At 47.4% G+C, this 26,521-nt stretch carries 22 protein-coding genes; 4 read left to right on the top strand and 18 right to left on the bottom strand.

Annotated elements, in window-relative coordinates; all coding sequences use genetic code 11:
- Positions 1-52 precede the first annotated feature (52 nt).
- The 14 genes from ACYVGO_RS20360 to ACYVGO_RS20295 form a co-directional block, all read right to left on the bottom strand.
- Complete coding sequence (locus ACYVGO_RS20360; RefSeq protein WP_460970828.1) at positions 53-3,553, bottom strand: hypothetical protein; 3,501 nt, start codon at positions 3,551-3,553, stop codon at positions 53-55.
- Between the two features lie 16 nt (positions 3,554-3,569).
- Positions 3,570-5,072, bottom strand: coding sequence for a hypothetical protein (locus ACYVGO_RS20355; RefSeq protein ID WP_460970827.1), 1,503 nt, complete (start codon positions 5,070-5,072; stop codon positions 3,570-3,572).
- Between the two features lie 16 nt (positions 5,073-5,088).
- Positions 5,089-5,511, bottom strand: a complete 423-nt coding sequence (locus ACYVGO_RS20350) for a hypothetical protein (RefSeq protein WP_460970826.1) — start codon at positions 5,509-5,511, stop codon at positions 5,089-5,091.
- Positions 5,512-5,518: 7 nt separating this feature from the next.
- Positions 5,519-6,829 carry a hypothetical protein gene (locus ACYVGO_RS20345; protein ID WP_460970825.1) on the bottom strand — a complete coding sequence of 437 codons (1,311 nt, stop codon included), beginning with the start codon at positions 6,827-6,829 and terminating at the stop codon, positions 5,519-5,521.
- 112 nt (positions 6,830-6,941) lie between these two features.
- Positions 6,942-7,901, bottom strand: coding sequence for a hypothetical protein (locus ACYVGO_RS20340; RefSeq protein ID WP_460970824.1), 960 nt, complete (start codon positions 7,899-7,901; stop codon positions 6,942-6,944).
- 44 nt (positions 7,902-7,945) lie between these two features.
- On the bottom strand, positions 7,946-8,467 hold the full coding sequence (locus ACYVGO_RS20335; protein WP_460970823.1) for a hypothetical protein: 522 nt from the start codon (positions 8,465-8,467) through the stop codon (positions 7,946-7,948).
- Between the two features lie 18 nt (positions 8,468-8,485).
- On the bottom strand, positions 8,486-9,106 hold the full coding sequence (locus ACYVGO_RS20330) for a hypothetical protein (protein ID WP_460970822.1): 621 nt from the start codon (positions 9,104-9,106) through the stop codon (positions 8,486-8,488).
- A gap of 40 nt (positions 9,107-9,146) precedes the next feature.
- Positions 9,147-9,830, bottom strand: a complete 684-nt coding sequence (locus tag ACYVGO_RS20325; protein WP_460970821.1) for a DUF4412 domain-containing protein — start codon at positions 9,828-9,830, stop codon at positions 9,147-9,149.
- Between the two features lie 26 nt (positions 9,831-9,856).
- A complete protein-coding gene (locus ACYVGO_RS20320) occupies positions 9,857-10,909 on the bottom strand; it encodes a hypothetical protein (protein ID WP_460970820.1) in 1,053 nt (350 codons plus the stop codon).
- Between the two features lie 130 nt (positions 10,910-11,039).
- A complete protein-coding gene (locus ACYVGO_RS20315; protein ID WP_460970819.1) occupies positions 11,040-11,972 on the bottom strand; it encodes an OmpA family protein in 933 nt (310 codons plus the stop codon).
- Positions 11,973-11,977: 5 nt separating this feature from the next.
- Positions 11,978-13,120 carry a hypothetical protein gene (locus tag ACYVGO_RS20310; RefSeq protein ID WP_460970818.1) on the bottom strand — a complete coding sequence of 381 codons (1,143 nt, stop codon included), beginning with the start codon at positions 13,118-13,120 and terminating at the stop codon, positions 11,978-11,980.
- Between the two features lie 46 nt (positions 13,121-13,166).
- Positions 13,167-13,802, bottom strand: a complete 636-nt coding sequence (locus ACYVGO_RS20305; protein ID WP_460970817.1) for a DUF4282 domain-containing protein — start codon at positions 13,800-13,802, stop codon at positions 13,167-13,169.
- Positions 13,803-13,887: 85 nt separating this feature from the next.
- On the bottom strand, positions 13,888-15,309 hold the full coding sequence (locus ACYVGO_RS20300) for a WG repeat-containing protein (RefSeq protein WP_460970816.1): 1,422 nt from the start codon (positions 15,307-15,309) through the stop codon (positions 13,888-13,890).
- Between the two features lie 166 nt (positions 15,310-15,475).
- Entirely contained in the window at positions 15,476-15,883 is a 408-nt protein-coding gene (locus ACYVGO_RS20295; protein ID WP_460970815.1) for a LytTR family transcriptional regulator DNA-binding domain-containing protein, read from the bottom strand.
- 125 nt (positions 15,884-16,008) lie between these two features.
- On the opposite strand from ACYVGO_RS20295, the gene ACYVGO_RS20290 reads away from it, so the two are divergent.
- Together ACYVGO_RS20290 and ACYVGO_RS20285 are read left to right on the top strand one after the other, a co-directional pair.
- Positions 16,009-20,073 (top strand): CHAT domain-containing protein, encoded by a 4,065-nt coding sequence (locus tag ACYVGO_RS20290; protein ID WP_460970814.1) that lies wholly within the window; start codon positions 16,009-16,011, stop codon positions 20,071-20,073.
- Positions 20,074-20,079: 6 nt separating this feature from the next.
- Positions 20,080-21,573: a M48 family metalloprotease gene (locus ACYVGO_RS20285; RefSeq protein WP_460970813.1), complete on the top strand. Its 1,494-nt coding sequence runs from the start codon at positions 20,080-20,082 to the stop codon at positions 21,571-21,573.
- Here ACYVGO_RS20285 and ACYVGO_RS20280 read toward each other — a convergent pair.
- From ACYVGO_RS20280 to ACYVGO_RS20270, 3 genes are all read right to left on the bottom strand, one after another.
- Complete coding sequence (locus tag ACYVGO_RS20280; protein WP_460970812.1) at positions 21,550-22,164, bottom strand: hypothetical protein; 615 nt, start codon at positions 22,162-22,164, stop codon at positions 21,550-21,552. The genes ACYVGO_RS20285 and ACYVGO_RS20280 overlap by 24 nt on opposite strands.
- Positions 22,154-22,870, bottom strand: a complete 717-nt coding sequence (locus ACYVGO_RS20275; protein ID WP_460970811.1) for an RNA polymerase sigma factor — start codon at positions 22,868-22,870, stop codon at positions 22,154-22,156. Before ACYVGO_RS20275 ends, ACYVGO_RS20280 begins: the two co-directional genes overlap by 11 nt.
- Positions 22,871-22,989: 119 nt before the next feature.
- Positions 22,990-23,199: a hypothetical protein gene (locus ACYVGO_RS20270; RefSeq protein ID WP_460970810.1), complete on the bottom strand. Its 210-nt coding sequence runs from the start codon at positions 23,197-23,199 to the stop codon at positions 22,990-22,992.
- A gap of 166 nt (positions 23,200-23,365) precedes the next feature.
- Between ACYVGO_RS20270 and ACYVGO_RS20265 the strand changes: the two genes are divergently transcribed.
- Both ACYVGO_RS20265 and ACYVGO_RS20260 read left to right on the top strand, forming a co-directional pair.
- A complete protein-coding gene (locus tag ACYVGO_RS20265; protein ID WP_460970809.1) occupies positions 23,366-23,929 on the top strand; it encodes an RNA polymerase sigma factor in 564 nt (187 codons plus the stop codon).
- Positions 23,926-24,624, top strand: coding sequence for a hypothetical protein (locus tag ACYVGO_RS20260; protein WP_460970808.1), 699 nt, complete (start codon positions 23,926-23,928; stop codon positions 24,622-24,624). The genes ACYVGO_RS20265 and ACYVGO_RS20260 overlap by 4 nt, the downstream gene beginning before the upstream one ends.
- On the opposite strand, the gene ACYVGO_RS20255 is transcribed toward ACYVGO_RS20260, so the two are convergent.
- Positions 24,598-26,521, bottom strand: a 1,924-nt coding sequence (locus ACYVGO_RS20255; RefSeq protein ID WP_460970807.1) for a CHAT domain-containing protein, incomplete at its 5' end; no start/stop codon positions are given. The genes ACYVGO_RS20260 and ACYVGO_RS20255 overlap by 27 nt on opposite strands.

Below are 26,521 nucleotides of genomic sequence, written 5' to 3'. Positions count from 1 at the left end.
CTCCGATCAAATACATATAGACCGGAGAAACAACGGTGATAAGTAGAGTTGGTTACTGGCTCACAATCTCTGATGCAAGCGCGTTCAGGCCCACTGTGAGTGGGTAGAAAAACAGGCTTTCTTCAACTGGATCGCTGGGGTTCGATTCTCGACGCTTTCGGGCAAAGCCATCTGCAACAGTTTCATGCAGGTTGTTCAGTAAGACTCTCCGATACTCTGCCAACCGTCCCGTGCTTACGTTGAATTTGTTTTTGAAATCAAATTCATCATTTAAATTAAATAGCAGATCGACAAAAAGTTGAACTTCTTCAGCAACTGATGCCAGCGTGGCTTTATCAATGGTCTGATATTTATCCGTTTTCTGTCCGAAGCGATTATCGGTAGTTCCTAAAAGCACCACTTTCGTTTTTTCAATTAGTTCATCCTCTTTCGAGGAATCTGTAGAGGAAAAATTTAAATCTTTGCTGCGTTTTAATCCTCCTCTACAGGTAAACTCTTTGGGCTCATTGTGCTCAATACGGATAGTTAATCCAGCATCAGCATACGATTTCTGATACACTTTTTCAAAAATCAAGCGGGTTAATTGCTCTAATGGTCCTGATTTGCTAGTGAGTATCTTAATTACTTTTGAACCGTTCCCGCTAAACGCAATGGTAATAGGCATCTCGTACTGACGCGCCTGCATTAACCGGGCAATGTGGTAGATGATGGCCGCATAAAATACTAAGAATACAATCTTGAGTGATTCGTCTTTGGCCAGCATCTCATTAAAATCGATTGTAACTTTATTTTGCACATCGCGGTTATCGCGTAGGGAGAAGAAAAACGCGACAATGTCTTCTGAATGTTGTCGCTCTTCAATGACATCATAGGCATTTTTAAGATCATTGAACCCATTTTGCTCAAGCATCGGCTTGATTTTTCCTTCATATTTACGAACAAAGCCGTTGGTTTTAGCCGATTTTTTGGCATCGCCGAAGATTGAATTGGCTGCAAATCGAAATGAAGTAATTAGAGACGGACCACCTTCACTAAAAACAACAACATCACTGGTTCCACCCCCAATATCGACACACACTGCCTGCCGTGTTTCCGCACTTACGTCCCATTCATAATAAGGCGCAGTGCTTTCAGGAATTCGCTGGGGAACGTTTTTCGTTGGTAAAATCTCTTGTGTTAATTTGTTCCACTCATCTTCAAAGAAGTTGCGCCGATGCTCGAGCATACTGAGCGGATAAAACCACACAATTCGTACAGTCTGTAAATTTCCTCGATTGAGTAATACCTTGTTTCGAATCATCAGCAAGAGCGACTCCAGGTATGCCCGTACCTGTCTTTCTTTATAATCATCATGAGCCTGACTACTCCACTTCAAATCGGTTTCGACGTGATAGGTTTCTTTCGGAATGTTCTGCTTTTCATAGAGCAATGCGGGGTTAAAATCTTGGAAAGCAAACAGGTTTTCGGTTTTGCTGGGGTGATTGTCGAGTAGGGCAGTACGTGTCGGGAACGATGCTCGCTCCTGTTTACCAACGCGATCTGGCAGCCACTCGACCGGTACAATGTCGGCAAGAATGGGCGCATTGGTTTCGTTGAACGACTTATCACGCAACACAAATTGAGGATCGTGCAGAGTAGCTATGGGCTGATCATCAGGGGTTAAATCGAAGGCTTTAGGGCTAGGGTTGATAGCAGTCTGATACTCGATGTGGGTATTGGTGGTACCAAAATCTACAGCGAACGTAAATTGCTCGTTGCCCATTGTTATCGACTTGAACTTGGGAATAATTAGCCCCTGTTTGCCGCCTACATTAACACTTATGTAATCGAAGTTTTCTTTCAGTCGGTAATATTTTGTTGTTGCACTCTTGGCCAGATTTTGCTGTTTCCTGCTCCGAACCTTGGGCGGATTAATCGGCAAGACCTTATTTAGGTCGTGGTCGAAGAACTGGATTGTATAATCATGCCCGAACGTAAAATGATCAATGTCACGGTCTACCACCTGAACATGATAAATTGGGGGAATATCGGGGTTGGTTAACCGAATGTAAGGCATCAGGTTCAGCCCAAACTGATATTCCATCACAACCCCTTTATTCGCCTTTTGATCGACAGGCCGAGGAGCCGAAGAAAGCTCGGAACTGTAGTAAATCCGTTCGAGTACAATTGGCGGCTCTCCGGCTTTGAGCGGAATGGTTAGAATGGCTTTAACGCTATCGCCTACCCCGTTCCTAAGTTGAAACGACACCTTTTCTCCTCTGCCGCTGATGAGATCCTCAACGTCGAAAAAGTCGAAGAATTCTCTCTTAAGCGGCAGCAGATAACTTTTGGTAATTTCATGGTCGCTTTGTAACCCGCCATCATGGAATCGCTGGCCGTTAATAGGATAAACGAGCCGGATAATGTAGGGCTCCAGAAAATCACTGACAGTTAACCAGGGGTAAAAATCGGCTTGGCCGGGCAGTCGTCGTTTGTTTTCGCGCCAGTCCTCACTTTCCTCCACATAAGTCGGAACTTCCTGATCGCGGTTCCAGTAGTCTTTGGTGTAAAGTAAACGCCCCTGGTAGTTATTTTGCAGAACCATCGGAAAGAGCCGGTTTGGGTACTGCTCAAGTGGGTAAATCAGACGGTATTTATCCGACCGTAATACAAACTCGCTCGTATCTAAATCAGCAGCATTAACCCGCCCCTTTCGAATACGAAATCCCGGCAGTACCTCCACCAAATCTCCTGCGGGCGATTGTAAATTTTCAAACAGCTTATCGAACGCTTCGCCTGGTAACTTCTCGGCGTCATTACCAATTTTTTGCCAGGCAGCGTTGTTTTCGCGCTTGAGCAATACTAAACTCTTACGAAGATAATCGGCCACCTCAGGAAAGCGGTCGGCAAAACCGGGGCGTTTCGAAAGTCCATGCCAGAATTGCTGATACTCAACTTCACGCTCGTGTAAAGGACAGTAAGTCCGGTCAAATAACCGATCATTCCCGAATTGAATATCGACAAAATTTAGGTTACCAGGAGCGCTAAAAAACAACGTTGAAGGCGAAGTACCTCCTATGATACCCGAATCGCGGTGATCGGTATAACGAAGAATATAAATACTATCAAGTTCGCGCAGGTTGTAACCGCCCTCAGCTTTAGCGCCCCCTCCGTCCTGATCTATAAACAGCCGTAACGCTTTTCCATAGCGCTGATGACCTTCATAGGCCGAGTTGATCAATCCGTCGAGGTGTTTATTTTTATCCCAGCGGATGATCTCAATTTTATCCTTTAATTTATCGAAATTAAAAAACACCTGCCCTACATCAAAGCATTCCGAAACCAACCGTTGGTCATTAGGTTCGCCAGTAAGCGTGTCCGTACGGGCTAGGCGGGCAAAGGCTGTACGAACGAGATCGAATCGGGCAAACGGGCTTGGTATGGATGAAGGAGGCTCCTTCGTATTGCCCCCTTCTGGATCTTCAATGGCTTCAATTTCTTTCTTGCCATATTCACCCGTTTTGGCGATATGCTTCCCATTGGATTGGGTATGCAGGGTAAGAACATTTGACATAGGATTGGGAAGGGGTTTAGCTGGGGATAGTTTTGAAAAGGTCTGGATATCGCTCGGTTAGAAATTGGTTAATACCCCGATTGAGTACTTGCACTAATTTATCCTCCGGCGAAGAGAACGTTTTTTCTTTCTTGTCAACAGCGTTCAGGTAGGTATCCATATCTGAAAACGTTACGGAGGAGAGTCCCGGAAAATTCCGTTTGACTTTATAGCCTATTATAACTTTCTCCAGGTTGTCGCCATAAAGAAAGGGTTGGAACCCGCGCTTGTTGGCCGCCATTTCAGTTAGCCAATTCTGAAACTGAGTATTAAAATCACCGAGGTAAGTTCGAACAAACTGGCCGCTCAGAAAACCATTGTCTATTTTCGGGTTCGTTTTAGTCCAGTCCATTCCACCAGCTGCCGAAGCAATTCGGTACGTCAAATACATGCTAAACAAAGCCATGCGGCTTAGAGGTCGAGCTAACACCTGCAACGTATCGGGATCGAAGTGCCCAAATGATACCGTTTCCTCAAGCTGGCGTAGACCAAATTCAGCACAGACTGGTTCTACGGGTTTCCCGTTTTCGGTTTCGAGTGCGTTGTCAGGTAAATTAGCAAAGTCGACTATGGTAAGTGCTCCAGCCAACTCAATAAGATGAGCGTCATTTCGCTGGCCATTCTCGCCAGGGTCATAGGCGAAATTTTTGGTGAGCCGATCTCCGAGATAGTATAATTTGTTAACAGACTTATTCACCCCTCGCCCGTAGTAATGCAGGGCTGCTTTTGTTTTTGAGTAGAATGTGGCCTTATCCACTCGACGTTCAGCATTAGGCTCCAGTCCAAAATAAGGCAATACTGTCAGCGCGCCGATTCGGGCGTTACGAAGGTTTTCGGGATTATCGACCCGGTCGCCACCATCACCCAGTTGGGCGGCCCGAATATTTTTCAGAATAATGGGAAAGCCAGCCGCTCCCGTACCTCCAAAAATTGAGCTAATAATAAATACCCGGTCTTCGGGGTTGAAGTTAGCAGCAAACTGCCTGAACTCATCCGAGCCTGCAAACTGGTTGAGCACAACGCTTCCAATGTTAGGGTTACCGACAAAGCCTATATCCATCTCGGTAGACAGATTACTACTCGAAAACAAAAGGCTAGCCAGGGCTTTGTTCGCTGGATCGAGGTTTCCGTACTCAATGTATTGCTCGAATTTTTCATTCGTTACACCCTTGAGTTCAAAGGTGTAGGTATCGGCCATTTTATCGGATTGGCTGACAATGTTATTGAGCGTCCGAACAGAAGTTCCAAAAAATTCACCTGCTTTAGGTTTGTCTTTTAGCCCCTCACGTATACGCTTATACGTCTTTAAAAGATTTTCGGTGCGCTTGAGATCTTCATTGGCTTTATGAGGGTCTACGATAATAGGAATCACTTCTGAAACATCCTTCAATTCCATGCCAGATGCCAGTAACATCGTTAGCGCTTTCACTACGCGCGAGCCTGTGCCGCCAATAGCGAAAATGAATAATTTGTAGGCCATGACTTTAAGTAGTAGATTAAAAAGGTGTTCGACTGGCATTGCGACTTCCCCATTTGAAGGCCATTGACATCAAAAAGAACAGAAGGGCGGCCAGCCCAAACATTTCCAGCGCGAAACTGAAAAACACGGAGCTACCCTGGTCGAAGAGGTAGTGCATTTCGGCAGGTGGGACGTTTGGATCGCGGGGAATCTGTTTATTGGCCATTGAAAAACAGGTGCCGAGATGGGTAATGAATACCAGCAAGCCAGTGAAAAACAGGGTCAGCAACCAGTGAGAAGGGCGGCAAAAACGTGTGCTGTTAATAATGTAATAAAACAGAATTACGCCTGCGAAACTAATTCCTAGCATAGTCCAGAACAGGGGCGTTATCAGACCCTCCTGAATCAGGTCGTCCAGCAAAGACCCATCGACGAACAGTTCATAAATATCTTCGATCATGATGTGTTTATTCTTTTAGTGAAAGGTTTATAGTAAATTGATAAGCGCGGTCAGTGGTATGCAAGTCATATGCCTGCTGAATCCCCATCAGCATAGGCTGTAGACCAAAGGTAGTTTGGGCAAAGCTTGTGGTTTTATTTGGTTGAGTATCGTCGGCAGTGGTGGTGCCCTGCACCCAGGCGGGTGGAAACGTCCGACGTAGACGGATGGTTAGTAACCGGTCGCCTTGTGCCAGGCGGTTGGCTTCCAAAATGAGTTTATGGGTTGTGCCATCGTTGCGCTGTATGGGTTTGATGGCCTTGATTTTGAAGTCATCTTTGGGCGATGTAACCTCATAGTTAGCTGGATTTTGAAGGAAATCGGCCCCATAACCGCCGGTTGGTAGAGCAGCCGCTACAACTAACGTTAATTTCTGATTTTTTTGCCGGGGTGGTTTTACGTCCTTAATCGCGTGCAGTCCATTTGCGTTATCGCCCTTCCGATCTTTATCGAATTGTCCTTTGGCATCCGTATCTGTTTCGAGCAGGGTATAGAACGGTGAATTAGTACTTCCCTCACTGCTAAAGAAGACGCTGTTTTCAAATTCAGCATAGTTACCGAATTGCCGAAAATCAGTGTATTGGCGTTCGTGTAGCAACCGTATCATAGTCGCATTACGGGCAAACAGCATTATATAATATGGACGGTTTCCCTGGTAAGGTAATCCTTTGTTGGGTGAATTATAAGGGTAGTACCGCCCTTTATATTCGGATCGCAGTTTGAGTATCAGTAGTGAGCCGTACTTTGCATAATTCCTCATAGCTAATTGCATCCGGTTCCGGGCCGCGTCCTGAATCCGTCCAGCGGCCTGACCCGTCATAGCTGGATCAGAGTAAATTAGGTCAGAAGCCAGAATTGCCATTTCACCCTCCTTTAATTCATCCGTGATTGACTGGAAGATTCGAGCAAAATCGGTAAATCCAGCATTACCTACCTTATATTCGAACAGCGTTGGGGCTTTGATTAGGTCATCATAGCTTTTCGGATAAGGGTATACTTTGTCGTTAACTATGAAGATGGGCGCCTTATCCGGTTTATCGAAATAATTCATCATGGTCACGAGAGTATTTTTTAGATTGCTATTGACCTGAGGGCCATCATAGCCAAACATACTGCCGCTGTATTCGACATACAGTTTGGGCCGTATGGGAACCGGAGTAGCCGTTTTTGAAGCCGGTGGCGCATCGACTTCGCTCTGGTGTGTCCGACCAGAACTACAGCTAAGGAAGGCTATTGACAAAATCAACCCGCTAAGGAGTCGTAAACAGAGTTGACCCATTTTTGAAGGTATATTAAGAGCGTATTAAACAGGAAAGCGGTCATCGCATTACCCCTGTACCTGTGGATGATCTTTGGCTTGTAGAAAATGCCTTATTTCTTCCTACATTGATCTAGAAGTAGATATTTTTCAGAGGTGTTGGCTCATACTTAAAGGCTTCACCAAAATAGTCAACATACCTATCATGCGGCCATACATCCCAGGCGACATGTTGCCACTCACTTAATTGTTGAAAAAGAAGTCTATGATTCCGATATTGACCGAATGCAAAGTCAAACGTGCCAACATGTTCATCGGTTACTAATTGCCCTTGTGTATCGTAAACGCATTGACAGCCAGCTATTTCTTGGTCTCCCCCCCGGTATGTATGATTTAATAAGCCGTGATAATATTTCTCTGTAACGCTTATTTTCCATTCCATACCTGTAAAGTCTTTAGCTAATGATTTTAGTTGATACCCTGCTAAATCTTTTGGTTCGTAAAGTGGGCATTGGTTATAGCGGTTTCGAGTGCGATGGACTTCGTAAGGGATGACTACGATATTTATCTTAAATGAACCTGAATTGTCCTGCGGTCGGCTATCATTTAAGATGAAGGACAGTTCCATATCACTTTTGGCGATAAAACTGTTCGCTCTGATTTCTCTGAAATCGCCCTCTCCTTTAGAGTTTAGAAACATAGCGGCAGAGTTCTCAAAATAGTTATATATCCCTACAGGCTCTATGTTGGGTTCATTCCCATTCAAGCAATAAAGTCTTCCATGTGCTATTCTGTCGGGCAAGCGTTTACGATTATATAATGCAATGAGGTTTGGCTTTTGTGAACCGCCAGCATCAACATTTTGGGTCATTATGCCCAGATTGATCCTCCCGATTGCTTCAAAATAGACATAGTCTGTCTTGTTCACCTTAATGCCAGTTTTCAGAAGAGCCTGTGTATTGGCGGGAAAAATTACCTGATGCATTCCAAATAAGGTACGCGTCTCAGGAATCGAAATAGTTTTAAATGGATTAGGTTGGTAATAACTAGAGCTTAGCGAACCGATTATTATCAAAATTAATATCAGTTTCATAGTGCGGATGGAGGTTAACAGGCAGGGACAAAGAATCTACACGACTACTGACGGCAATCCAGGCTTGGCTTCCTTAAAAACACCCAGCCGCGTTTGGTTTGCAGGCATCGGTCAATATTAAGTTCATATTCAAGTCCTTTCCAGCGGAATTTGGCTTTTATATCGGCCAGGTTGAGGTTCTGGACTTCCTGCTGGTCAAACGTACTGGTCACATATTCAGCATCTGACCAGTCCTGTAAGCCACATTCGAGAGCTTTCTGACGGATTTCGGCAAAACTTTCTTCGAGTTTAGGACGGTCAATTTGTATAAAATTCAGTAACACTTGCTGCGTCTGCGATTTGACTTGTTCAGTTAATCGATCATCTTCCTTAACACTTTTGAGTAATTCGTCGCGGTCAGTATCAACGAACACATATTGGTCAAATGCCATCTTATCGTCGTCCTGTAGGGCGTCGAAAAGGGCTTTCCCTAAGCCCTGGGGCGTTTCGTTAGTCCCATTTTCGTCAGCACAGCCAGCAAACAGCAGCAGGGTGAATAAGCAGGTAAGACTCGTGATTGTTTTCATGGCTTTAATAAAAGTTGCTTAGTTATTGGCGGTCAACCATTGTTTGACCTCAGCTACGTGATTATTGAAGGCTGTCTTAGCCGCACTCATTTTATTGCCTCGGGTTATAGCCAGATAGATAATGCCTCCCAAGATAAGTACCGTAGGAATCCAGCTTTCCAAGGCAAACCCTAGGGCGGCAGCCCCACAAATCATCAGAAAATACACAGCCGCACTCATCTTTTTCATGACTGTTTGATGGACCAGATGCTCTAATGAATTTAGCGACTGCCAGGTACCCGTATTGTGGTTGAGGATGCCAACGTAGTGCCGTATACGTTCATGCTCGTTCGCCACCATCACAATACTTACCTTCTGATTCTCACGTACACTCAAATCTGTCCTGAGCGTATGATCCAGCTCTTTGTCGCCGTCGCGCATCCAGATTTCCGTCACCGTCGTATTAGTACTACTGACATTCAGAGTGGTCGGATTTGACACCGCCACATTACCATAGTGCCGAACACCACCGCCCGAGGCAGAAGCATTAAAACGAGTCTCGACTCGCTTGGAAACTTTGTCCACGATACCGACATCCGCTATAAAGTGGATGTTTTTACCATTGAATTGTAATAGCGTTGGAGCAGGTGAAGTTGTCATGCTTGTTCGTAGTTTTAGTTTTTCATGGATGATATCGATGTTATTTAGCAATACTGATCGCGTAATTAGCCGGAATGACGAAGGTGGAATCAGGGATTTCTCCTTCATTAATCGCGATATATTGATTCGTTGTGACCGTAGTTCCATCACGAAGGGTCTCTGATTTTATCGCAAAGCCAGGCAGCGAAATCCGTTCGCCAAAGGTCTCAGCCATAGACTGTCCCCCATATGTCTGTTCGACGATCGCTTGTAATCGTTCGCCATCGGGATAATCAGGAGCGATCCAGGCTACGGAACGAATCCGAACAGGTTGGGAGCTAATTTTCGTATTCACATCTAGAATGACATATTCCTCGCAATCCCAGCCCAGAATTTTCTGTTTTTTGCCTGAGAACTCTAGCCGTAATCCCTTCTTTATATCGTCCAGGGCTTTTTTATCAAGCCCCGATTGTTTTCCTAATTGATCAATATCAACATACGAGATCATTTTCGTCTGGTGGTTGACAATGGCGTATTGATGGTCATTGGTTACGATGACAGATGTCTGCTCCGAAGGAATATCGTACCGCCACTTATTGCCCTTTATTTTTAGGGTAGACTGAATTTTATTACCATAGCTGCCAGTCGTTTCATTTACAAACGTAATGTTCTCTGAATCAGTGATACAGGACAAGCTAAATAGAGAAAGCCATCCATAGAAAAGTAGGTGAATAATCCGTTGCATATCGAATAAATAGTTTAGACATTCACTTAGCGCACCATGGCCTTCAGCGAAAAATCAAAGAGCTTCAATGAAGAGGTAAATTCTGATCCTTTGTTATAGAGAAAAGCGTATTCGCCAGCTGGTAAGTCTTTTTCCAGATAAATCTGATAAAAGCCAGGACTAATTCGTTTGAAACGAAATGGCATGGCACCTACGCCAAAACCCGTTTCACTGGAAACATCCGTCTCCCGACCAATAATGATCTCTCGACCCCGGCTGTTGGACTTGACTTTAATGAGCACTAAATCGTTCGGACTACTTATCCCGCTAAATACCGATTCTGCTACACCGTTCATGGTTCGTTGCCCCACATCCTGTAGCACCAAGTAAAAAATCGGCCGATTGTTGGTAATGACCATGTTCGCCGTTTTGTTTGCCAATCCCGCACGTCGGGTGGAGCCGGTGCCCCATACGCCCTGCGAGCGAGCCCACGACCTTACCAGGGCTTCGCCAAATGTGCCTTGCCGGGTTTGGTTGGTGGTCGTGGCTTCCATCGGCTCATAGGTTCCATTAGCATCATAATACAGACCCGCTTCGGAGAAATCGGACCGATCAGGAAGTTTGAGGGCGTTTGTTCCGCTTGCTACCCCAGTATTATTAGTGCCTGTCGGCTTGGGTGCCATCATTGCCTTCACCAATGCATCGGGTAAGTCGGCTGTTTTGAGTTGAACGAGCCCCTTCTCCGAAAAATCAAATTTCGTTTCTGAATAGGCGATCAGCTTAGCGATGATATTGCGGGATAGTTTCCCGTAATACAACCTGACCACACTGTCATTGTATAGAACAGGTAGAGATGAGGTAGCCTGTATCATTGCCTCAAGAATCGGGTCAGTAACGGCCTGTTCTTTCAGCATAATCAGCCCAGCAGGCGATACATCAAATCGCGAAACATTGTTTCTGATGTTCTCTAAGATCAGTTCGCGGGAAATTTTAGCCTTCACAAACGCACTGATGCTTTGATTGGTGAGCACTTCCTGAGCCAGAGATTCGGAAACGCCAACTATCAGATAAACCATGAATAGGTAAACTAATGTTTTCATAACAAGAATGGTTAAACTTGAAAGAGTGCTGCTTAATGGTGCATTCTTATCTCTATTGTCTGCTCAAACCGCTTTATCTCATAGAAACGGAAAAATTATTTTTCAACGGTTCTAGGGTAGCTAGAGGGATTTATAAATCCGGCAGCACTACCCAGTAAAATGTCACGACGCGTCGACGTCGGTCGTCTCGGGCCAGGTCAGCTGTCAGGCCATTCGGAATTTCTTCACCCCGGCCCAGCACCGTCACGGTAATTTCGAGCGGAATAGCTCCGGTCTGTTTCCGACTCTGGATGATGGTTTCCAGTAGCCCTTTAACAGCCTTTGCCCGGAGTTCGGAAAGTTTTTGATTTAAGTCGCTACTAGTGGGTTCACTTACCTGATTATCTTTTTGCAGGTGTTGGGCCAATACCTGATAAAGCTGAGTACCAGGCTCAACGGGCGTTGCATCTGAGTAGCCCGTAACGATTATTTCACCTTTCAGTTTATTGAACCCAGCTTTATATTTGTCAGCAAACGTGAATAATTTTTCGACAATGGGCCGGAATAATCGCTGTCCTTCCTTGACTTGCGCCGGAATAAGCTGAAACCCACCCGGTGGAAACAAAGCACCAATTTCTGATTTGCTGAAGGTCTCATTACCCAGAAAATCGACAATTACTTCCGTTTTTTTTTCTAAAATCCGCAGTTTTTCTGCGGACTCCATCACTGCTGCATTAGCCGCCATCAGCACTTCTTTTTCACGTTTTTTACTCTGCCCACGTGCATAGGTTTCTGTGTCATCTAATACACGCTGCAATTGCTGCTTATTGGCTTCAATGGCAGCCCGTTCGGTCGCTATATACGTCTGGATTTCCTCGCTGGTCGACTGGTCAATCTTTTTACTCACTACAGATTGTTGAGCCTGGTCAGCTAACTTGTCTAATAATTTTAAGGTACTTTCCTGTGACTGCATCGCTGTCTGAAGGGCCAGTGACGACCGCTTAACAGCAATTGTATTTCTTGAACAACCCATTGTCCATAGGGCGATCAACAATACCACAAACACTGATTTTAGGGGTAGCATAGTAGTTAGCGGTTTACTTCTGGGTCACGCATAAAATTGGGTGATGTATTTTTTGCTGGCTTTCTGACTGGTTTGGCTTTATTGGGCTGCCCACTGTTTATTAGCCTCGCAATTCGCTCCCTCAAGTTTGGGTCGGGCTTAAGGGCATAGGCCGTATGGTACCAGTCGATTGCATACCGTTTGGAAACCGGATCGCCATTTTGCTGGTAGGTAAGGAATGATTGAGCACCCCATCCTTTGTAAATGGTGTAGAGCGAATCAATGTAGGATTGGCGGCCCGACGATTGACGCAGGTTAGTAAATGCCTGTTGGGCATCGACAAAAATGGCCGGATGCTTTTCGGGCGGAATCTTCGATATCAAACTAAGCAATCGAGCGGCCTGTGGCGCTGTAATGGGTACCACCGAATTAGAACTAGTTCCCTTATCGGTTGATGGGGTTGGGGCATCAGCAGGCATCGTCGCGGTCGAATCGCTCGAAGTGGACGCCCCACCTAAGTTTGTCTGCTGTGGCGGTAACGTATCCAGGATTACAGTATCTGGATTTTGCTGATTTTTCGTAGCTGGAGCAGAGTTGTCGTGTTTCGCAAGGGTGTCGGGATGGGCTTTACCCATTGAATGAAACAAACGGACAATCGACTTCCTGTAAGATCGAAGCGGTTTTCGGTAGTAATAACCAGCCGTTGCTACGCCTACCAACAGAATGCCAGCCAGCACGTAGCGAAGCCAACCTTTACTTTGCTTTCTAACAGCCTTAGGTATTGGAGCATCGGTGGACCGAAACGGATTGTTAGGGCTACTTAGGGTAGGCTGCGATACGGGTGTCGATGTGGGTGGACCTATAGGATTAAAGGCTGGTGCGGAAACTGGTGGAATAGAAGCGGAAAGATTCGACGGAGAAACGTTCCAGTTAGACGAAGGTTGAGTTTCGGAAACTGGTGGGGCATTACTAACCAGAGGAGTCGTGGACACTGGACTGGTTTCAATCGACTCAACCCGCCCATCTGTATCCACCTTTATGATCACAATCTGTCCTAGTTGTAGGTTCAACGCGTGCCATACCCGATAAGTAACACCGGGTGGCGCTGGTAATTCTTCAGCCAGAATCAGGTTGTCGGATACAGAAAGACCGGGGACGAGGGATTGCATAAGTTAGTCAGTTAAACAAAGAGGATACTTATCGAGCCTAATAGTCTTACGCCTTTGTTTTTTCATCAATGTGCCTTAACCGCTCATGAATCTTGAAGACCACAATCAGAAACTCTGCTATCAGCCGTATCCAGAGTGGACCAAATATCAAGACCAAGACGCCAGAAAAAGCGATTCCCGCCCCGCCATATCGTCTTACTAAAAGTCCCATAACAATCAGAACAACACCTGTAATGATGACGGCAATCAAATAAATGTAATAGGTTATAGTAATGATAGTCGTCGAAATCATCCGGTCGAACGACAGGAAATTCCTGAAGAAATTTCCTGTCTGACTCGCTGTAGGTATGGATTGCCCCGTCAGCCGCTCGGCCCCGGCTACCATATTTCGACCAGCCTCGGCAGCCATATCAAGCCCGGCCGAAGCTGCGGCTCCGAAAACCTCCCTCGGACTAGCCGTCGACTGGGATTGCGGGTTAGCCTGTCCCCAACTGCCAGACGTTTGGGCAAGCTGTGGATGTACGTCATAGGCGCTTTGCCCATTGGGCTGAAACGTTACGGCCTGCCCCGCCATGGGCATGCTGGTACCCCGCCAGTCGGCTTCCGTAAAATGGTAACTACTTTGATCAGAGCCTTTTATGAAGCCTTGCTTCTGGTCGATGTATAAGACGGAGCCTTGCATGGAAGAAGTGGAGATTGTTAAGATGTGAGTACTTGTTTTTAATAGTTGTCGGTTGCCCAGGCTGTTGTTCCACCCGATTAGCTATTTACCAGGTTCCCCCTTTTCCTTTCACAATCACAAACACGCCTTTTGTATTGATGTAGCCCTCCCGCTGCTCCTCACCATTGGGATTCGCATAAACAGCATAGGCCAGCCGCGATTCAGGATCGAATTGGCTCAATTGGCTGAAAACAGGTGGCAACATCAGGTTTGCTTTCAGACTAGTCATTCCAAACCGGTTGCTGTAACTAAACACAAACTGGCGGGGGTTGAAGGTTTCGTAGCGATCCGGACGGAGCCGGATGTAATTTTCGTAAGGCAGACTGGCAATAGTTTGTCCGGTTTGTGGATCACGATAGGAACCGGCAATCCGCATAAAACCGTACTTGGTGCCTTTAGTGTCCAGCACGAAATTAGTATTAGTCATTACATAGCCCCCCTTAAACTCATACTGTTCGTCCCCAACCGAAGCTGTAGCTTCTTTTTCCTGAATTACCGTTTCACCCTGTGTATTGATGTAGGCATAGTTGAACTGGCTATTGTCTTTAGGAATAACCAAGGCTAGACCGCAGTGAAATGCGCCCGGCTCGTTAGAAAACTTAAAGTCAATAGCTACTTTGCCGCTGGCATCCAGATACCCCCATTTGGGTTGGCCATAGACATCTTTCTTCATTACCGGAGCTAATCCTTCTGAAAAGGACTTTATTTGTTCATAGGCCGGTTCTGCAATAACGGTCCCGTCAAAGTCAGCCAGTCCGTATTTGGTTTCTCTCCCTTTATACATGTGGATGATAATGCGCTGTTCAGCAGGGCTGATCGAATAGGAGTCCATACTCACATCGCGTGCTAACCGGGGCTGGTGTATCTCCTGCCCGAGTAGGCACCCCGGATACTTTACCTGCTGCCCCTGTCGGTTTAGGCAGACCATGGTGCCCTGCACCTGCGTATGGGTAATGAGGTATTCGCCCACCAGCTGAAAATTACCCTGGTATTCAGCTGGTATTACCAGTTTCTGATTCAGATCAAGACAACCCCATAATGTTTGCGCATAGCCGCGCTGGTCTTTAGCTTTTACGCCGACAGGGCACAGCCCATTAAGATAGCCAATCGTTCGGTTGTAAGCCGTTACATAACGGCAATTCTTGTCACGGTATTCGCCCTGAAAGGCTCCGAAGATGTATTTGTTGAAAGGAATTACCGTATCGCCTTTGGCATTGATGAGTGCCTGCGACTCTCCTTTCTTTACAATGGCAAAGCCCTCTCGGAAAGGCAACAGTTCATCCACGTTTAAGGCAACGGCATTCGGAGCCGTACTTACCGGTGCCGTTGAGGTAGTTCCCTCGTCCGACTTTTCGGAGGAATCAGTTTGCGTTTCTGGGGGTTCTTTATCATCGGTACTGGTGCTGTCGGAGGAGCAGGCCCAACTAGTCACCAACAGCCAAAGGAATATTGGATACAGGTATTTCATGGATAAGCGGATTAACAAATGGATATTGGCAAACGAATTAGAAATCGGGGCCAAAAATGTCATAACAAGTGTTCCTCTGCCATGCAGGCTTCTTCGCAAGCAGAGCTTCTGGCGAACTGCTGGTTTGGAGCAGCTAACTCTGTTTTTCAACTAGCGAAATCATAAATCAATCTGACTTTAGTCGAACGATAGGAAGCTGATCCCAAAACGTTGTTCGGTAAGCTTCGGTAAGCGGAATGGCTTTCTTATTGACAATCATAGACCGGGTGGTGAGGGCTTCTACATAGCACAAATTGACAATGTGGGATCGACTCGTCCGGACAAACCATAGTGGGTCTAAATACCGCATAAATTGGCCTAAATGTGTGGAAATGGACTGTTTAGTACCGTTGGCGAGATGCACTATTACATGCGATTTATCGCCTTTGACATAGCAGATGTCCTGCTGTTTCAGGCGATCGTATCGCTTCATACCAGGTATAAACAACACCCCATCCAGTTTAAACACGGATGTCTTATCTGCCAACACCAGGGCTTTTTCAAGACTGGCAATTTTTGTGTAGATTTCGTCCATAGGAATTAGGTACATCGTCTGTCAAGTTAGATTCGTCCTACCTTGTAGGGGCTTCGATAGGTATATACCCATTCAGGAGGGCGAGGTAAAAGACTGGCAAAAAAAAATTATCCACACCTAGATTTATGCGTATCCAGACCCTATTCCGCTTAGGCACTGCAGGCTTTTTTCTTTGCAGGTTGGTGCTCTGCAACGTATCCGTTCATGCCCAATCCACCTGGCAGGTGGTTGCCGACAGTTCTAATGCCTACTTTGCAAAGAGTAAATTTGAACAGGCTTATCAATGGAGCCTGAAGATGATTCAGGAAGCCGAACCGCTCCACGCCCGTAACCCCGATGATACTATCCTGGTGACGAGCTTAGTCAGGGCGAGTATCTCGCAACGTCTGGCGATCAAACCTGACACGACTAAAGGTCTGGCACACGCTACCCGAGCTCTGAATCTGTTAACTCCCCGCATCAAACAGACCCTGTTGGGCGCAAAGGTCTATAGCCTGAATGCCATTTTTAATTATGCTGTTGGTCAGAGGGAAAAAGCCTTAGCGTACGCCGAACTGGCTGCTGACAGACTCGAAAAACTGGGTATTACCCGCAGTAGCCCCTATTGGGAAGCCCAGCGATACCGGGCATTGATTCACTCCGAAAACAAAGACAGTTTGTCGTTAACGAAGGCGGTTGCTGTTATCCGGCGATTACTACCGGTCACGGCTCAACTTTTTGGCGAAAAAGACGACCGGTATCTGGGTTTGCTTAAGCTGTGGGCCGGTACATTCCGGTATCGTTCTCCGCTCACGGCAAAGCATAAAGCCGAAGCCGATTCGGTCTGGATGGCTATTGCCGACGTGGCAAAAATGCATCAGGACTCTTCGAAATTAGGTACCCTGCGTGAAGCCTGGGAGTACTTCTACACGTCATCAAACTACGAAAAAACGATAGCCTTAGGCCGGCGCATGATTGCCGGAGCCGAACAAGGGTACGCGGCTAATCCGGCTCAGGATACTACGCTGATTGTTTCGCTTTATTCAGTAGCTAACCAGTTTCACCAGCTATCAACCAGCCTTGACCCCGAAGCTGCTCACTATTTTGAACGGGCTTTTACATTACTCAAACCAGCTTATGAACAGCGATTCTGGTACACTGAACTCTATTCGCTCAGTAGTCGATTTTTAATCGATAGGGGTGGTTATCCGAAGGCGCTGGAACACGCTCAGAAAGCAATCGAGCTTTGTAAGCAAACAAACCGGACGGGAAATCTGACGTGCATTCAGGCGCAGATGAACCTGGCGTCGATTTATTCAATGAACCGCGACAAGAAAAAGCTACTCGTGGCTCAACAGATTCTGGAAGAGTTAATCCCTGTTATCAATCGGATGGATGAACAGCCCGATAAAATGACGATAAAAATTATGGCATTAGGTATGCTCGGTACCGTGTATACGCTGCGTATTCCGCTTGATGATGCTACCCGACAGAAAGCCGATGCGCTCTGGGCGTCATTGCTACCGTTAGCCCGTAAAATGGGCGACTCGCTGCAACTATGCCGAATGCTGGCTGGCGCTGGAGAGTATTATTTCGCCCTAAACAAAAACGAGGAAGCACGGGATGCTTTTCTGGAAAGCACCCAAATTGGGAAAAAACTTACGAATCAAATCTATTATTACATCGCCTTAGCAGGATTGAACAATGTTGAGACGGATGCGGGGAACTACCCACTAGCGGTTCGACTCAGCGAAGAAATTTTAGCCGCTTCTGAGTCTAACCAATTACCACAGATACGGCTGGTTACCATGACGAATGCAGTGGACGGGCTTCGTCAGTTGGGTCAGTTAGAGCGGGCCGAAACCTTAGCGCGCCAGGCTATGGAACTGGCCCTAAAATTATACGGAACGCGCGTTAATTATTTCTACGCAGGAGCTTTGGGTGGTTTAGGCATGATCTATCATCAGCGTGGAGACATTTCTAACGCAATCTACTGTTTTGAAGAAGGGCTGGATTTATTAGACCAAACAGCTTCACCAGATGATGTTGTACTCACCCGGTTCAGGACAGTTATGGGCGATATATACCTCAGTATCGATAAAGAAAAAGCACTCAGAAATTACCAAAAGGCGCGCTATTCTACTGAATTACAACCCAACTACAGGCAGAGTCCAGGTTATATATCCGTGCTGCAGAGTCAGATGACGGTTCTAAGACGGCTTGGCCGTTATGTCGAATCGGTTCAGCTGGCCGACTCGGTCATACGAAGCCAACTGCTTACGGGTCATACTAAAAACACCCTCTCCATTTTTCTGGAAGAGGCCTTTTATACCTACTATCGGGTAGGACGTCAGGCCACTGCCGATTCGATTCTCCAGGTATTAAGCCAGACTTTAGTTCGGGATACGCTTTCGACGGCTGTGCGGGCGAACGTACTACAAACGATTGGCACAGCGCATGAATTTAACGGCCGCTATAAAGAAGCCTTCCTTTCCTTCTCCGCCTATATGCAGGTGGCTCAATTGCTTCATGAAAATCGAAATAACATAACCAGCTATGTACCCGTTCGGATGGCGCTGTGCCAGTATAATCTTGGCAACCGAGCCGAAGCGAATCAGTTGCTGCAAGGATCACTGAGCCACCTACGAACCAATGTGACCCAGAACCTTTGGTACATGAGCGAAAACCAGCGGGAGGCTTATCTGGAGCCGTATGTGCTTTCCGAAATTTATGGGATGGCTTTTCAGAGCCCCAACCCCACCCCCGATGAACTCGGGCTGGCTTATGACTATCGGTTGCTCATTCAGGGACTCTTGCTCAATACAAGCCGGAAAGTATTACAGGCAACCGCCAACCAGGCTGATACACTCCTGCAACAGCGAGTCAAAACCTTGTTTACTGTTCGAAAAACCATTGCACAGTATAGCCTTAAACCCAGTCAGTACGTCAATATCGACAGTTTGCAGGGCTTATCGACTCAATTAGAGAAACAGGTCGGACACGTAGCTGGGCTGATTCGTCAAGAAACCCGGGCCTATACCTGGCAGGAGATCCGGAAACGCCTGAAAGCGACTGAAGCCGCCGTCGAAATTATTCGGTTTAATCAGTGGGCCTTTACAAACGATGCTCACGAGACCGATACCGTTCGGTATGCGGCCCTGGTTATCAGGCCGGAATGGCCGACTCCGCACCTGGTACTACTGCCTAACGGTTTGGCAATGGAATCGATCTGGGCCATAGCTTACGCTGAAGAAATCGAAAAACCAGCCGCTAACCGACTGGCATACCAGCGGTACTGGCAACCCATAGCCAGGGAGTTGACTGGTGTACAGAAAGTATTCATAGCCACCGACGGAATCTATCACCTGCTTAGTCTGCCAACACTCTACAATAAAACCAGTAATCGGTTTCTGACCGATGAACTACAGGTTGTTATGCTTGGGTCGACGCGCGAGCTGGTCAATCAGTCAAAGCCATCGATATCTGGCCGAAGTAGTTTGTTTGGCTACCCGGCCTACAAAGCGCGACGTAACCAATTACGACCTGGCCAAACTCGAAAAAACACCCCCGATTGGCTGGCTGTAAGCCGGGGTGGTTTTGCGTTCGATGCATTGCCTGCTACCGAAATGGAGGTCAGAGTGATCAGCCAACAACTGACTCGTTCGCACGTTATGTCAAGCTTGAATATTGGTACGCATGCCTCAGAGCCTGCGCTGAAAGCCGTGGTCAATCCCCGTATTTTACATATTGCCACACACGGTTTTTTTCAACTGGATACGCTGAACCCGTACTACAAAATTAACCGGCTGATGGCTTGTGGCTTGGCATTGGCTGGCGCGTCGGATACCACTTCGCGGGAGCAACCTGCGGACGAAGACGGTATTCTGACGGGCTACGAAGCCAGCTTGCTAAACTTAGGACAGACCGAGTTGGTGACACTCAGCGCCTGTCAGACGGGCATCGGAAATGCGTATGCGAGTGAAGGTGTTTTTGGTCTCCAGCGTGCTTTCTTGCTGGCCGGTGCCCGGTCAGTTCTAATGAGCCTCTGGAAAGTAAACGACCAACTTACTCAACAACTCATGGCCGACTTTTATCGCTTCTGGCTGTCGGGTATGTCGAAACCACAGGCACTGCGGCAGGCTCAGATGAGGTTGCGAAAACAACATCCTGAACCGTATTATTGGGGGGCCTTTGTATTATTGGGACAATAACTAATTATGCGCTGGGTCATTCTTCTTATCGGAATCACTGGGTTGGAGCTATTAGCGCAGCCTCAACCGACTGTACAGGCGCAAACGTACTTGCTTGCTCAGAAAAAGAGGATTGCCCAAAAGGTGTTACAGCAAGTGGGAGCCACTTATGGCTTCACCTTGCTGCAACTGCCAAAGCTAGTTGTCTATGCACGGAATAAGGATAAGAGAAAAAAAAATAACCATGTTGCCCGGCTGGAACTGGCCCCCAATACGTTTCAGCAGGCTACCGAAAGTTTGCAACGAAGTCGGATTTTGATCGACGAAGAGTTGATCGACATTTGTCAGGCGGTGGACTCAAGCGGTTCGGCTTTAGCCTTCGTGCTATCTCATGAGATGGCTCATTTCTACCGGCAACACGATACCTTTCGTGGATTCGCCGAGAAAACCAGTTCTAACAAACCGGCTATCTCCAATAACCTGTCGCTCCAACAAGAGCAGGAAGCCGACGAAACGGGGCTATTGTTTGCTTACTTAGCGGGCTATGATTCAGGGCCAGTGCTAAACAAGGTGCTGGATGGTATCTATGCCTACTACGGCATCAGCGACCCTGCGCCGGGTTATCCAAACAAAGCTGACCGCCAGCGACGTACCGACCTCCACACCCCCGAATTCCGCGATTATGGCTATCTGTTCGCCATTGGGCACATGCTCTATTGTCGGGAGGAGTTTGCCGAAGCGGCTCGCTGTTTCGAACGCGTTTACACGCGTTATCCTCTCCGGGAATCCTACCTGAACTTCGGCACATGCCGGTTGCAGGAAGTGTTTCGGCGACGCAAAAAAACGACTCTCAACTATTTTGCGCTGCCCTTCGAGGTAGACCCACGCAATCGGCTCCTCCGTTTGAACGAACGGGCCGAGGATACGCCCCTGCCTGTAGCGGATTTGCTTGCCGAAGCTGATGAAGCTTTTCGGCAGGCAATCGCCATAAATAAACACTACCGAATCGCGTACCTCCATCAGGCTATCGGCGAGCTACTGGCCGAACCTACCAATCCGTATGGTGCAATGAGCACGTTGCAGAAATTGCGCGTTCAGACCGGCCCGACGTTGCCGCCCAATGCCTACCTGATCGAAGCCATTGCTCAGCAATCGCTCGGCAACCGCAGCCAAGCAAACAAAAGCTTCCAAACCGCGGTTGACCGGCATGCCTATCAGATCCCTTATAATAAGAAAGTGTTTGATGCCATAAGTCGTGGCACGACTCATACGCTCCAGCGCCCCTGGCTTGGTCTCCGAACCGAGCGCCCCGACCTGACCATTCTGGGCTGTCAGGCCGGTACATCACGACTTGTAGAAGTTGACGCAGTCCCGGCTACCATCCGCTGGATGGATAGCCTGCTGATTGAAATGAGAGAACCAGAACCTTTTATTGTTGCTCGGTACGGCCAGGTAGGGAGTGTTATCTACCTTGAGGTTGATTTAAGGCCCCAAACATTATTTTTCCGGTTCAAGCGGTAAGCGAAGCGTTCGTCCCTGCTGGAGCAAGTATGTTTCACGGTCCACTCGAAGTCGGTAACGTACTTCCGATAACCGAACCAACTGCAACGTTTTACCGCGCCATTGATCGGGATTGGGGCTAAAAATATGGAGTGTATCTGGCTGGGCAAACTCATAGCCAATGTTCTCGGCTTTCGTTACAATCCAAGTCGTATAGGTCGATACGGAGTCGCTGGGAGTTAGTCCTAATTGACTATCCTGCGGTTCGAATACGGCAGCCTGACCCGTTATGAGATCAGCCGTCCTGGGTGTGCGCTGCCACCAAATCAATCCTATGCCGAGCAGAAGCGCGACCGAAGCAGCCGCTACCCAACTCATTGGAAAAGCCATCGTTTTTGGAGCCAAAGGTACGGGGTGGATTTGCTGCCAGGCTTCCCAAGCAACCCGACGTTGTTGAATTCCAGCCTCAAACAAGGCTTGTCGCAATCGGTAACCTTCCCTAAATTCGGGGTCTGTTTTGAGTAATAATTCTACCTGAGCTTCCTCATCTGCGTTCAGGGGATGGCCCGCAGCATAGCGATCAAGCAGTTCGTCTTTTTCTTCAGAATCCATAACCATATCGTCTAAGAAATTTACGGAGGAGAGTAAAAAATGGTGTTTTATGCGTGGCGTGCCAGAACGATTTGTACACATAATCGTAGTTGAGAACGGGATCGTGGCCGGGGTACATACGGAACAGAAAAGCCGCCGTTTCTTCCCAGGTCAGCCCCTCCATCCATCGTTTACGAACAAGATTTTCGAGCAGAGGTTTTCCTTTGGGATAAGCCGCCAATGCTTCTTCGACAATCGGAAATACCTGCTTATCCGATGCCACGTCAAAATGCACGGCATCGGGATCTGGTATCTGAGCTAAAAACGATTCTATCGGTTCGTCGCTATCATCGACGTCGGTTTCGTCACGCAGAAACTTCTGTTCTTTACGGTCGGCATTTAGTACATAATAAAAAACGGTTTTTCGCAACCAGTTAACGATGGGATCGTTGTTGTGATTCAGCATATCGGCCCCTTCGGTGCTGGCACGTGTCCATAGGCATAATAATACATCGTGAGCCAGAATAGTTGGTTCACCAACGCCTTCGGATTTGTTCTGTAGCCGTTCCTTCGCAAAGGCTAACGCAACAGGCATATACGTCTCCATTAAATAATGGATTGCCTTGGTGTCACCGTCACGAATGCGGTTCAGGAGTTCGCGTGCCGATAACCGCCGATAGCTTGTCCGCCAGTCAGATTCATGAAAAGGCCACATAAAAATTTTCATTTACAGAGTTGCTTCTTATACTATCTGTCGTAAAACGGAAGAGTATCGTAAAAAAAACAAAAAAAATTCCAGACTGGCAACCAACAGCGCCAATCTGGAACTTAGATCAACAACGAACCTCATTTACCTCCACCTGGCCCACTCGGACCAACTGGCGGATCGTCATCCTGAACATGGAGAGAATCTGAGGTGATGTGTGAATCTGGACGAGCCGCCTTGTTCGCTGTCACAGTTTCGGGCTGACACGAAGCCAGCCATACTACGCCCAACAGGGCAACGCCAGTCCCTAACCGACGGCCGTTGGCCGTGGTCATAAATCGCTTCATCATGATTGTAAGGATTAATTGTAAATTGATGAAGAGCAGGTACTGGCGCCTTCCCCCGGCTCTACAATACCACTGTCGGAGCTAGCGACCGGTATCGTAGATTTTTCAAACTTTTTTTTACCTTTTCATAAATGAGGGGTATAAAGCCGATAAAGACCTCAACAACCCCATGCAGCGACGGTATACAGATACAGACTTGGTGAAATTGCTCCAATCGAATGACACACGGCGACATGACGAAGCGTTGGCCGATTTATATAGGGCGCACAAAACGACGCTAATTGGCTGGGTTATGAAGCACAAAGGGTCGTTTCAAGATGGGGAAGAGATCGTTGCCGACGCACTGATGGTATTTTTTACGAATGTCCGCGCTGGAACTTTTGCGTTGCATGACATTAAAATCCTGGCGTATTTATACGGAGTAATCAAACGAAAATGGTATAATCGACTGCGAGATGAGCATAGGAGTTATTTTGAAAATCTGGAGCTGGAAGAGCGCCAGTTAGTCGATTTAACCGACGAAAATTCTACATCAAACACCCATCAGGAATTGTTTTGGGAATTGGTAGAGCGGCTGAATGAAAAATGTCGAAAATTAATTATAGCACTTGTTGAAGGGTATTCGATGCAGGAAATCGCTCAGAAACTTGAGTTGAAGAATGCAGATAATGCAAAAGCCCATAAATACCAGTGTATGCAGCGGTTAAATGATCTACGACGAAAAGGATTATGAAAAAGCCAGCCAGCCAACTCGAAGAATGGGAATGGATAGAACGGTATTGGTTGGGTCAACTTTCAGCCGACGAGAAAACCTTTTTCGAAAAAATGATGCAGGAAGATGATCGCCTGGCCAGGGATGCCAACTCTCTCCAGTTCAGCATACAACAGGTGGAAGAAGCCCGGATTAATGCTCACGCCCGACAGACTATTGAGCGATTACAGCAGACTGACCGACGGCAACAGCGAATGGTATTCCAACTGGTTCGGTTTGTTGGCATGGCAGCCGCCGCTTGCGTTGCGTTTGTGCTGTACTTAGCCTTTGCCCCCATCGCATTGCCGCAGAAAGACATTGACAGAAGCGTGTTGCGCGAATTTCGCCAGAAATATCGTCTTGATTCGACCGACCACCTGTCGTTCCGTCAGAAACAGGCCTTCGACCGATTCTACGAAGGGCAAAGCTATCTGAGCGAAGGGCAACCCCAGTTAGCAGCCAAAAGATTTGAGGAAGTACTGATGTTTCCTGAACTTCGCCCTTATTTCCAGGAAGCAGCGCAATGGCATCTGGTCATTTGTTACCTAAAGACCGGACAAGTCACCAGAGCTCAGCGACTTTATACTAACCTGGAACAGGCTGATCAATACGAGATGGAGCGACTCGAGCGCTGGAAAATATGGTGGCATCTACGACGCCTGGCGTGGTTTGGGTAATCGTAACAGTTGTCTGGCAAGGGTACCAAGCAGGGCTAGAACACCAATAATCATCATTGCATCAGCAGGTAGCGATGCTTTAGGGTAAAGCGTTGTGGGTGCACCAATCAGCGCAAAATTAGCCCAGTGAAACGGGTGACGCCACTCGACAAAGTCCTTATTTGTGCGAAAATCGGCACGTGTCTTCTGTAGGGCTAGATCGGTGGGTAATCCGCCCGCAACATACTGTTGAAAGCGCCTGTTGAAAGCAGCCGTACTCTCGTCTGGTGCTTTCCAAGAGGTAGTCAGGATAGTTCGGCAACCCGCCAGCCGAAAAACCCGGGCTAGACTGAGCGGCCCCTCACCTGATTGCAGCACTCCTGCATTACCTTCGCAGGCACTCAGCACCATCAATTGCAGAGTATCTAAATTGAGGTTGGCAATTTCAGTAGCCCGTAATAGGCTATCGGGACCGACCGGATGAAACGCTACGTATGATTGTTCTGGTTGCGTCTCATTAGCGAGAGCGTGCGTTGCCAACACAATGATATCACTCGCTGAAGCAACATGAAGAAACGCTTTTTTTGTGGCCCTTTCGGCCAAAAAACGTTGTCCACCCCAGGTGTTAATTTCGGCAAGTGACCACTGGAGCCTGTAGGCTGAATCTACGCCCATAGACCGGGGGCTTTTGCTGTACGGAGCAAATCCGGCTATCCGAGCCTGCCCCGAACGAGATTTCGATGAAGAGTGAAAAGTCAGTTCGGCCGAGTAGCCGTAGCTGATGGATAGCTGATCGCCTAAGTAAGCGGTTGCATGAAGGGATGCCTGAAGCAGGTCGAATGGAACGTAGTGTAGGAGGCCATCTCTGGAAACAATCAGCCGACGTAATGAACTTAACGACCCGGCAATAGGGCGAATCAGCCAATCATAGAGAGCAGTAGCCGGTTTCTGACCTGTGTAATCAAACATACCGGGGTCATTTCTGATCGATTGCCACACTTGATTAACTGTACGGGCAAAATGTGGAGGCAGTGTCACGCGAAACAACCTACAGCCTGACCTACTGACCAGGCAACCGATCAGATAGTCAGAACCGAGGTAATAGGTTAAATAACCCGTTCCGTCGGGTAGGTATTGCTGTACTTGATCGATGCGGAACGTTTTGGTATCATATTTTAGGGCATAGTACCGGGAATAGCTCAGTTCCAGATTTCCTAAAAACTCGTAAGTAGCTACTTTCACAGAGTCTAATGCTTGCCGAAGGCTGTCGGGAACCTGCTCGGGCAGGTGGGAATCTATTGCCTTTTCCAGCGCTATTTTCTGCTGTCGCAGAGCCTGCTCCTGCCGAGCCAAACCCGGAGGAATCGTTGTGGACATTCTGTATTTTTCGTGCAGGAGATCGGAGGAGATCATCATCCGGTGCCGCTCCATTAGAGCGAACAACCGATTTTTGTCCTGCTTCTGCCTGGTTTGCCGGGACAATTCGTAGCTACAGGAAATGGCCCGTTCTACACAGGATGCTACCGAAGAGCTGAGGAAAAATTTCGATTCGATGGGCATCAGATTTCTACGTAGGCGGGCCGCACTAGTTAGCGCCAAATCATACCGTTGGACAGCCATCACGAGCGCAGATTGAGTGCCCCGTGCGATCCACTCGTCCCGCCATAGGTCGGCTTCTAACCGCAGCGATTCGTAAAGCGTTTTTTCATTAACAACTGTGCCAATGTAATCTGCAGGGGATGGATCACCGGTAAGCCGGTAACAGGAAGTGGCCACCGCTCGCCGCGCCATTGTCATTGCCCGATCAGGCTCCAATTGAAGCTGACTAATGTAGCCTAAACCAAGCCAACTATAGGCGATAAACTCGCCTTTAACTCCATAATGCTGTTGATGCAGCTCTATACAAGCCTGATAGCTG

Source organism: Spirosoma migulaei, assembly GCF_054776855.1.
The sequence above is the reverse complement of the archived record's forward strand: the minus strand, read 5'-3'. Positions and strand labels throughout refer to the sequence as shown.

Excerpts from the sequence above, each read along its gene's own strand:
- ACYVGO_RS20265 (WP_460970809.1), top strand. The coding sequence starts at position 23,366 with ATGCAGCGACGGTATACAGATACAGACTTGGTGAAATTGCTCCAATCG.
- ACYVGO_RS20280 (WP_460970812.1), bottom strand. The coding sequence starts at position 22,164 with ATGGATTCTGAAGAAAAAGACGAACTGCTTGATCGCTATGCTGCGGGC.
- ACYVGO_RS20295 (WP_460970815.1), bottom strand. The coding sequence starts at position 15,883 with ATGGACGAAATCTACACAAAAATTGCCAGTCTTGAAAAAGCCCTGGTG.
- ACYVGO_RS20290 (WP_460970814.1), top strand. The coding sequence starts at position 16,009 with ATGCGTATCCAGACCCTATTCCGCTTAGGCACTGCAGGCTTTTTTCTT.
- ACYVGO_RS20350 (WP_460970826.1), bottom strand. The coding sequence starts at position 5,511 with ATGATCGAAGATATTTATGAACTGTTCGTCGATGGGTCTTTGCTGGAC.
- ACYVGO_RS20300 (WP_460970816.1), bottom strand. The coding sequence starts at position 15,309 with ATGAAATACCTGTATCCAATATTCCTTTGGCTGTTGGTGACTAGTTGG.
- ACYVGO_RS20305 (WP_460970817.1), bottom strand. The coding sequence starts at position 13,802 with ATGCAAGGCTCCGTCTTATACATCGACCAGAAGCAAGGCTTCATAAAA.
- ACYVGO_RS20340 (WP_460970824.1), bottom strand. The coding sequence starts at position 7,901 with ATGAAACTGATATTAATTTTGATAATAATCGGTTCGCTAAGCTCTAGT.
- ACYVGO_RS20315 (WP_460970819.1), bottom strand. The coding sequence starts at position 11,972 with ATGCTACCCCTAAAATCAGTGTTTGTGGTATTGTTGATCGCCCTATGG.
- ACYVGO_RS20285 (WP_460970813.1), top strand. The coding sequence starts at position 20,080 with ATGCGCTGGGTCATTCTTCTTATCGGAATCACTGGGTTGGAGCTATTA.
- ACYVGO_RS20270 (WP_460970810.1), bottom strand. The coding sequence starts at position 23,199 with ATGATGAAGCGATTTATGACCACGGCCAACGGCCGTCGGTTAGGGACT.
- ACYVGO_RS20275 (WP_460970811.1), bottom strand. The coding sequence starts at position 22,870 with ATGAAAATTTTTATGTGGCCTTTTCATGAATCTGACTGGCGGACAAGC.
- ACYVGO_RS20330 (WP_460970822.1), bottom strand. The coding sequence starts at position 9,106 with ATGACAACTTCACCTGCTCCAACGCTATTACAATTCAATGGTAAAAAC.
- ACYVGO_RS20355 (WP_460970827.1), bottom strand. The coding sequence starts at position 5,072 with ATGGCCTACAAATTATTCATTTTCGCTATTGGCGGCACAGGCTCGCGC.
- ACYVGO_RS20260 (WP_460970808.1), top strand. The coding sequence starts at position 23,926 with ATGAAAAAGCCAGCCAGCCAACTCGAAGAATGGGAATGGATAGAACGG.
- ACYVGO_RS20320 (WP_460970820.1), bottom strand. The coding sequence starts at position 10,909 with ATGAAAACATTAGTTTACCTATTCATGGTTTATCTGATAGTTGGCGTT.
- ACYVGO_RS20345 (WP_460970825.1), bottom strand. The coding sequence starts at position 6,829 with ATGGGTCAACTCTGTTTACGACTCCTTAGCGGGTTGATTTTGTCAATA.
- ACYVGO_RS20310 (WP_460970818.1), bottom strand. The coding sequence starts at position 13,120 with ATGCAATCCCTCGTCCCCGGTCTTTCTGTATCCGACAACCTGATTCTG.
- ACYVGO_RS20335 (WP_460970823.1), bottom strand. The coding sequence starts at position 8,467 with ATGAAAACAATCACGAGTCTTACCTGCTTATTCACCCTGCTGCTGTTT.
- ACYVGO_RS20325 (WP_460970821.1), bottom strand. The coding sequence starts at position 9,830 with ATGCAACGGATTATTCACCTACTTTTCTATGGATGGCTTTCTCTATTT.
- ACYVGO_RS20360 (WP_460970828.1), bottom strand. The coding sequence starts at position 3,553 with ATGTCAAATGTTCTTACCCTGCATACCCAATCCAATGGGAAGCATATC.